The sequence below is a fragment of the Metabacillus indicus LMG 22858 genome, from assembly GCF_000708755.2.
Lineage (GTDB): Bacteria > Bacillota > Bacilli > Bacillales > Bacillaceae > Bacillus_P > Bacillus_P indicus.
Genome location: NZ_JGVU02000009.1, coordinates 19,724 through 27,426 on the forward strand (window position 1 = coordinate 19,724; position 7,703 = coordinate 27,426).

Consider the following 7,703-nt stretch of genomic DNA (forward strand, 5'->3'; position numbering starts at 1 on the left):
AAAGATTCGAAAAAGTGCTTTCAAGCCTATGAAACTGACTATATACTAAAGAATAAGCTAGTCCCTGGAGGTCAGACCCCATGCTGAAACGAAGCATCCGCAACAAATTGATTGTTCTTCTGATGATTACGACCATCGTGCCGTTCGGCAGTTCCATTTTAATTACGTACCTCTATACAAAAGAATCGCTGGAAGACCAGGTTGTAAAAGAAAGCAGCAACCTGCTGTACCAAGGGAAAATAAACCTCGAAAGCTATCTGAATGAGCTGAACGGTCTAACACTCTCCCTCTACAACAATCCGGATTTTATCAACTACCTCAGAGCACCTGATGATAAAAACGACTACCAGAATGTCGGCATTGTGAAAAATATTATGCAGACCATCCTCTATACAGGAGATACGATCAACGAGGTGAAGATTTCGTTTGCCAAAGATGACAGGGTGATTTCTGCCACTAAACGGTCGACTGTTGTCTTTTCAACGAGTATTGAAGATGAAAAAAATGAGGCCTTCAACAGCGCTGAGCGCAGTCCTTACAACTTGTACATTGAGCCCGTGTTCGCAAGCCATGAGGACAGCCCCAGAAAGGGAAGAGACATCGTGATGATGCACAGGGCGCTTACGAATGTGCCCGGCAGCGATGTGCTTGGATATATCACTCTGGGCATTTCTCCAGATACGATCATTGATATGAGCCGGAATCTGTACAACCGGGAATCAGAGGAGTTTTTCCTGCTGTCGTCAGAGGGAAAAATGATTTACAGTTCAAACGCCGAGATTCCGGACGGTTCCAATCAAAAGTGGATTGAGAGCGTGATGGATGCTGACACGGCATCAGGAACGTTTGAGTGGGAAGAGGATTCTTTTAACGGAGTGATGATGTACGACAGGCTTTCTGAATCGTCCGGAGGGTGGATACTGGTCAAGCGGGTGCCGTTTCATATTCTTTATGACAGCGCATACAGCGTGGCTAAAATCAATATTCTTTTTGGCGTGATCGGTTTGTCGCTTGTGGTGCTTGCTGTTCTGTTCGTTTCCTTTAAAATGACCTCCCCGATCAGAATTCTGCTTCAGAATATTGAACAGGTTGAAAAAGGCAATATGAAGATCGCCTCCCAGTCCTTCGGATCAGATGAAATCGGGATTCTGGGCTCCCGTTTTCAGCAGATGATCGAGCGGATCAATCAGCTGATTACGAGGGAGTACAAGCTTGAGCTCGAAAATAAGACAAATCAACTTAAAGTGCTTCAGTCTCAGATCAACCCGCATTTCCTTTATAATGCACTGCAGTCAATCGGAACAGTTGCCCTTAAAAATAACGTCCCGCAAATCTACTCCCTAATCACCCACCTGTCAAAGATCATGAGATACGGGATGAATATGGAGGAGGATCTTGTTCCTCTGAGGAAAGAAATCACCTACACCAATGCTTTTCTATTCCTGCAAAAAGAGCGGTTTGGCGAGCATTTGCAGGTGCATGTTGAAGTTGATGAGAATGTCCAGGATATCCCCGTGCCGAAAATGATTCTGCAGCCCGTGATTGAAAACTACTTTAAGCATGGCTTTGATATCCGTGAAGGCATTGGGAGCATCGAGCTGAAGTGCTTCAGGGACGATGATGAACTGGTCATGGTAATCAGCGACAACGGTATTGGCGTCACGCCGCAGAGGCTGAATGAGATACATGAGCATTTCAGAGCCGAGGCGCTGAATAAAAAGGGACCGGGGACAAATATAGGTCTGAAAAACGTTTATTCAAGGCTGAAGCTTTATTATGATCACAAAGCAAAGCTTTTTCTGGAAAATAAAGAGGACGGCGGCTTCATGGTGACGATGAGGCTGCCGGTCATGCTGGAGGGTTAGACGGGTGAAAGCAATCATAGTTGATGATGAAAAGCATGTAAGGGAAGGGCTCATGCTGCTCGCTGACTGGGAAAAGCACGGGATTGATCTCATTATGGAAGCGGAAGACGGCGAAGAGGCTGCAGCGCTCATCAAAGAACACAATCCTGAAATCATTTTTACAGATATGAGAATGCCGAGGCGCGACGGAATCAGTCTTTTAAAATGGCTTCATGCCGAGAACACGGCAAGCAAAACCATTGTTGTGAGCGGGTATGATGACTTTGAATATATGAGGCATGCAATCACTTATAAGAGCTTCGATTATATCTTAAAGCCGATCGAGCCTAATGTGCTGAACGAGACGCTTGAGCGGGCTGTGAATGAATGGCGGGAGCAGGCGATGTCAAAGTCTGCCCAGGCTGAAGAGAGCCGCGTCATCAATGAAGTCAGGCCTCTCTATTGGGATCAGCTCTTTTCAGGGCTTTGTCTGAAAAAAGAACTCTCAAAGGATGCTGAAGAAAAAATTGAGAAAGAATACGGCGTGCATTTTTCAAGCGTTCACAAAACGGCCGCTGTTCTCTCGCTGAAGGCATGTGAAGAAGACAGGGAAGCTGCTGCGGCATCGATAGCCGGCCTCTGCAGCGAACACTTGAAGGACGGGGTCTGCTTTAAAAACGTGAATAAAGAAGATGAACTTGTTCTGCTCTTATGGAAGGAGAAAAATCCGCTTGCTGCGGCGGAAGAATTCATCAGGCTTGTCAAACAGAAGCTTAAGCTGAACGTTCTTGCTGCAGCGGGCAGCACCGGTTTTCAGCTCAATGAAACGTACGGTGAGGCGGAGACGATTCTCCTTTCACATGATCTCCGCCTGAAAAAAACGCTTGCCGCACCAAGGGATAAAGGAGACAAACCGCTGCTTCACTTGTTTGATTTTTCAAATGAGCTGAAGTGGGCCGTGCAGTCAGGCAGCATCCCTCAAACGGAAGCTCAGCTTGTAAAGATATTTGCAAAGCTTGAACAGCAGCATCATCTTTCCCTTGAGCAGATCACGCTGTGGGAAAAACAGTTTGAGCTCCTGCGAAGCAACTGGATCAAGGAATATGAAGTCAGCCACAAGGAGGGCTTTTATTCGGGAAAAGCTTACTGGGATTCAGACGGACATTTTTCTATGGCGAAATTCAAGGAAGAAAAAACAAAGGAATTCACAGAGCTGATCACGATTCTTTCCACCGTAAAGTACCAGAAGGAAAAAAACAACATGCAGCAGATTGAAGAATATCTTCAGCAGCATTATCAGGAGGACATTACGCTCCAGGAGATCGCAGACAAATTTTATTTAAGCAGGGAATACATCTCCCGGAAATTCAAGCAGGATTATCAAACTACGCTTACAGACTACTTGACCGGCATCCGTATGGAAAAGGCAAAGTCGCTGCTTGAAAATCCGTATCTCAAAATCTATGAAGTCGCATACGGGGTCGGCTACCAAAACGAAAAATACTTCAGCAAAGTCTTCAAAAAGTATACCGGCCAGACGCCGAACGAATACAGGCAGACGAAATAAGGTGTCAGTCCCGCTCCGCTTTAACGCGGTGCGGGACTGACCCCAATTTTCGACAAAAATTATAATTTTGTGTTGAAGAATCGTTAAGAATTTGTTAAGATATTTTTATCGCTTCTTCTTGCGGGTGTAGTTTAATGGTAAAACCTCAGCCTTCCAAGCTGATGTCGTGGGTTCGATTCCCATCACCCGCTCCATACATATACAACGCAGTGTTTCGTTTGTCAGAAAAACGGGGCATTGCGTTTTTTCATGTTCAAAAAAAATCCCTCCGGAAAAGAGGGATTTACTGTATCACTTTATAATCTCCCGTCCCGCCGTGAATTTGCGTGAACATTTTCGTTAAAGATGATAACATCTCGAGTGCCTGCTCCACGTCCATGCCTGGTCTTAAGTAGATCAGATGCAGGGCATTGTGCGTGTTCTCCGTGACAGCCGTTCGCCTGGAATCAACAAATGGGCTCCCAAACGGTCCGTTTTCATCGGCAGATACAAGTTTGCCGGCCATGTTTACTTCCCGTCCGTTGATGGCAAGATAGGAATCATCCGCCCCCCCAACCTTGATTTCAACAGGACCCGACAGTTCATCTGCATCGTAAATGCCAAAAGGGATCTGATGCTGCAGCGAGAAGAAATTATTGAGGTCGACTGCTGAATGAAATGGTTCGAGATACTGCTGCTTTTGGATTCTGCGGTACAGTGCCTCGTTTGAAGGACGGTAGCGACCCGGATCTGTGCCGAGTTTTTTGAAAATGCCCCGCCACTCTTTAATCGGTTCAAGATCCTGGACTTTTTTATTTTCCATTTCAAAGAAGATTGACTCCTGGAACAGGCGCATTCTGCCTTTCAGCATTTGCGGCGATTCTGATACTTCGATGTTTTCATAGGAGATTACGCCGATTTTAAAACCGGGTATCTCCCGGGTGATTTCAGGACTGATTGAAGTTTCCATCATTTTATCCTCCACATTTTAATGACATTATTTTACCATAGAAGAAGTGACCATTCGAACGGAAAGGAGGGATAGACCATGAATGCAGCCGAGTTGAAACAAGATTTAATTGCATACAGCAAAAGCATCGGCATTGATAAAATCGGATTTGCGCAGGCAACCGTTTTTGAGGAGCTGAAGCAGCGCCTGATTGTGCACGAGCAAAAGGGCTATATGTCAGGCTTTGAGGAGCCGGATATTGAAAAAAGAACGAACCCCGATTTGCTTGTGCCGGGAGCAAAATCGATTATATCGATTGCCCTTGCGTATCCTTCAAAGCTGAAGGATGCTCCAAGAAGCACGAAGGAAGACAGACGGGGTATTTTCTGCCGCGCATCCTGGGGACAGGATTATCATGATGTGCTGAGAGACAGACTCAAAAAGCTTGAAGCCTATATCCTTGAAAAGCTGCCGGATGCAGAGCTCAAGTCCATGGTTGATACAGGAGAGCTTTCTGATCGTGCGGCCGCCGAGAGAGCGGGAATCGGATGGAGCGGCAAAAACTGCGCCATTATTACACCTGAATTCGGCTCGTATGTCTATCTTGGAGAAATCATCACGAATATTGCTCTTCCTCCTGACACACCGATGGAGGACCGGTGCGGCAGCTGCACCATTTGTGTGGATGCTTGTCCGACAGGAGCGCTCGTTCAGGGCGGCCAGCTCGATTCATCCAAGTGTATTGCTTTTTTAACACAGACAAAAGGATTTCTTGAAGAGAGGTACCGCAAAAAGCTTGGAAACCGTCTGTACGGATGTGATACGTGCCAGACAGTCTGTCCGGAGAATAAAGGCAAGGACTTTCATCTTCATCCAGAAATGGAGCCGGATCCGGAAATTGCAAAGCCGAAGCTGAAACCGCTGCTTACGATGAGCAACCGCGAGTTTAAAGAGAAGTTCGGTCATGTGTCAGGTTCCTGGCGCGGGAAAAAACCGATTCAGCGCAATGCGATTATTGCTCTTGCCCATTTCAAGGATACAACGGCTGTTCCTGAACTAACGTTCTTGATGCAAAAGGATCCCCGCCCCGTCATCCGGGGAACGGCAGCCTGGGCGCTGGGTGTAATCGGTGAAGCAGCGAGTCTTCCTGATCTGAAGAAAGCTCTTCAGCAGGAGCAGGACGAAGAGGCGCGCGCTGAAATGGAAAAAGGGCTTGCGCTTCTTCAGCAGTAGAGTTCATACTTCCAGGCCGGTATTCATAGAGTCTTACTAAAGACACTTATGGCGGTGAGGCGTATATGAAAAAGGAACTTGCAGCTGCAGTAAAGAGCAAACTGGAGATGCTGGTAAACAGCAGAAGCGCAAGGGATCTTCATCTTATAGAAGACAGTGAAACGCTGCTCAGAAAAAAGCAGATCTTAAAAGACCGGGAAGTGGAGCTACTTAAAGGAAGAGCGGATGTGCAGGTGCTTCAGGTTGAGAACGTCACGGCCGAAGAAATGCACGTGACGTATAAGTGCCACTTTAAATATTTTCATAACGACCGGAAATCGTTCTATATGGAAGAAAAGATGGAAGACCGGATGGCCATTTTTCAAAACGGCATGATTGTCAGCGATGATAAGATTGAAGTGAACCGCGAAGATGAGACAGATGAAAACAGGGAAGACGAGTCAGATGAAAGGGTTGCGTTCCGGTATGACAGGCTCGCTGCGGTTCAGTATGCAGAGAGATGGTGGAATACGCACAATCCGAAGTATAAAAACTTCGATGTGAACTGCACGAACTATGTCTCTCAGTGCCTCCGGGCAGGAGGAGCACCGATGCGCGGCTATCCCGGGCGTTCTGCCGGATGGTGGATGCAAAACAGCAACTGGAGCTACAGCTGGACCGTTGCGCATTCCCTTACGATGCACCTCGGACATTCGAAAACAGGGCTGCGCGCATCAAGAGTCTATAAACCTGAAGCTCTCATGCCCGGCGATGTGATTTGCTACGATTTTCAGGGTGACGGCAGATTTGACCATACAACGATTGTCGTGGCAAAAGATAAATCAAACATGCCCCTGGTCAATGCGAATACGTACAACAGCAGAATGCGCTACTGGGATTATGAGGATTCCACAGCGTATACGCCAAACATAGCGTACAGATTTTATCATATAGAAGATGATGCAGGCTCAAAGAAACAATAATGAAGTGGTATAATAAAGGCAACAGATTTAGATGAGGTGAAAATAAGTGGCTTTACATGTCGTACTCTACCAGCCGGAGATCCCGGCTAACACAGGAAACATCGCACGCACCTGCGCGGCAACCAACACCGTTCTGCATTTGATCCGTCCGCTTGGATTTTCAACAGACGACAAAATGCTGAAGCGTGCAGGACTTGATTACTGGGAATTCGTCACCGTCGTGTATCACGATTCTCTCGACGAACTATTTGAAGCCTACCCCCAAGGCGATTTCTACTTTATCTCGAAATTCGGCGAACAGCCCCATACAACCTTCGACTACAGCAGCGTGGAAAAAGACACGTTCTTCGTGTTCGGAAAAGAAACGACCGGCCTGCCGAAGGATCTCATTGCAGCCAACATGGAAAAATGCCTGCGCCTGCCGATGACCGGCAACGTGCGCTCTCTTAACTTATCCAACACCGCTGCCATTTTGATTTACGAGGCATTGAGACAGCAGAATTATCCTGGTTTATTGAGAAAAGTGTAAGCGCCTTGCTCAGATCCGACAGGCAGAAAAGGATTCGGCAGAAAAGTCCGGGTTTGACTTTTTTGCCGAATCCGTTCTGACGGAGGATCTAGGCGCTGGAACTAGACATCAAAGCGCAAAACTAATTACGTCCTATTACTAAAAAAAACGACCTAAGCGGTCGTTTTTTTTTATTATTTTTTCACGCCTGGCTTATCATTGTACCCTGCAGTAAATATCGAAACTAAAAATGTAATGCATACCCCTAGCACTAATGCTGTTTTCATCGCGGCAATTCCTCCCTTTTATGTAAATGATGACCCTTACATAGATAGTCTCATTATAGCTTATCCCTATAGGCATGTGAATAAAAATGGGGGGATTTTGTGAAATATCTTTAAATTGGTTTCATTTTTTTAGGTATTTCTTATCTGACTGAAAGGGTTGAACAGTTGTCTGTGCTTTTCGCATTGTCCAGCTCCATCGCTCAACTCCTCTGTCAGAACGGAACCATCGGCAAATGCAAAAAGCGCCTTTACCGCTGTTTCCTTATCTGACTCCCGGAGCTAAACGAGCGCTTCCGCTTTTCGTGGTGTCCAGCTGCGACTCCTAGTCCTTCTGTCAGAACAAAATCCCCGAAAAAGTCAAACCCGGACTTTTC

The 7,703-nt window shown here is 46.4% G+C and carries 6 protein-coding genes and 1 tRNA gene; 6 read left to right on the forward strand and 1 reads right to left on the reverse strand.

The window, feature by feature from the left end; all coding sequences use genetic code 11:
- Positions 1 to 80 precede the first annotated feature (80 nt).
- The 3 genes from AZ46_RS19170 (at position 81) to AZ46_RS19180 (ending at position 3,605) form a co-directional block, all read left to right on the forward strand.
- Complete coding sequence (locus AZ46_RS19170; RefSeq protein ID WP_029286342.1) at positions 81 to 1,865, forward strand: cache domain-containing sensor histidine kinase; 1,785 nt, start codon at positions 81 to 83, stop codon at positions 1,863 to 1,865.
- A 4-nt stretch (positions 1,866 to 1,869) separates the two neighbouring features.
- On the forward strand, positions 1,870 to 3,411 hold the full coding sequence (locus AZ46_RS19175; protein ID WP_029286344.1) for a response regulator transcription factor: 1,542 nt from the start codon (positions 1,870 to 1,872) through the stop codon (positions 3,409 to 3,411).
- A 120-nt stretch (positions 3,412 to 3,531) separates the two neighbouring features.
- Positions 3,532 to 3,605: transfer RNA gene (locus tag AZ46_RS19180), tRNA-Gly, on the forward strand.
- An 89-nt stretch (positions 3,606 to 3,694) separates the two neighbouring features.
- On the opposite strand, the gene AZ46_RS19185 is transcribed toward AZ46_RS19180, so the two are convergent.
- A complete protein-coding gene (locus tag AZ46_RS19185; RefSeq protein ID WP_029286346.1) occupies positions 3,695 to 4,360 on the reverse strand; it encodes a B3/B4 domain-containing protein in 666 nt (221 codons plus the stop codon).
- Between the two features lie 78 nt (positions 4,361 to 4,438).
- On the opposite strand from AZ46_RS19185, the gene queG reads away from it, so the two are divergent.
- From queG to trmL, 3 genes are all read left to right on the forward strand, one after another.
- Positions 4,439 to 5,572: a tRNA epoxyqueuosine(34) reductase QueG gene (gene queG, locus AZ46_RS19190; RefSeq protein ID WP_029286348.1), complete on the forward strand. Its 1,134-nt coding sequence runs from the start codon at positions 4,439 to 4,441 to the stop codon at positions 5,570 to 5,572.
- A 65-nt stretch (positions 5,573 to 5,637) separates the two neighbouring features.
- Positions 5,638 to 6,534, forward strand: a complete 897-nt coding sequence (locus AZ46_RS19195; RefSeq protein WP_029286350.1) for an amidase domain-containing protein — start codon at positions 5,638 to 5,640, stop codon at positions 6,532 to 6,534.
- A 46-nt stretch (positions 6,535 to 6,580) separates the two neighbouring features.
- Positions 6,581 to 7,063: a tRNA (uridine(34)/cytosine(34)/5-carboxymethylaminomethyluridine(34)-2'-O)-methyltransferase TrmL gene (gene trmL, locus AZ46_RS19200; RefSeq protein ID WP_029286352.1), complete on the forward strand. Its 483-nt coding sequence runs from the start codon at positions 6,581 to 6,583 to the stop codon at positions 7,061 to 7,063.
- Positions 7,064 to 7,703 lie beyond the last annotated feature (640 nt).

Coding starts and splice junctions, on each gene's coding strand:
- AZ46_RS19185 (WP_029286346.1), bottom strand. CDS start 4,360: ATGGAAACTTCAATCAGTCCTGAAATCACCCGGGAGATACCCGGTTTT.
- AZ46_RS19170 (WP_029286342.1), top strand. CDS start 81: ATGCTGAAACGAAGCATCCGCAACAAATTGATTGTTCTTCTGATGATT.
- queG (WP_029286348.1), top strand. CDS start 4,439: ATGAATGCAGCCGAGTTGAAACAAGATTTAATTGCATACAGCAAAAGC.
- AZ46_RS19195 (WP_029286350.1), top strand. CDS start 5,638: ATGAAAAAGGAACTTGCAGCTGCAGTAAAGAGCAAACTGGAGATGCTG.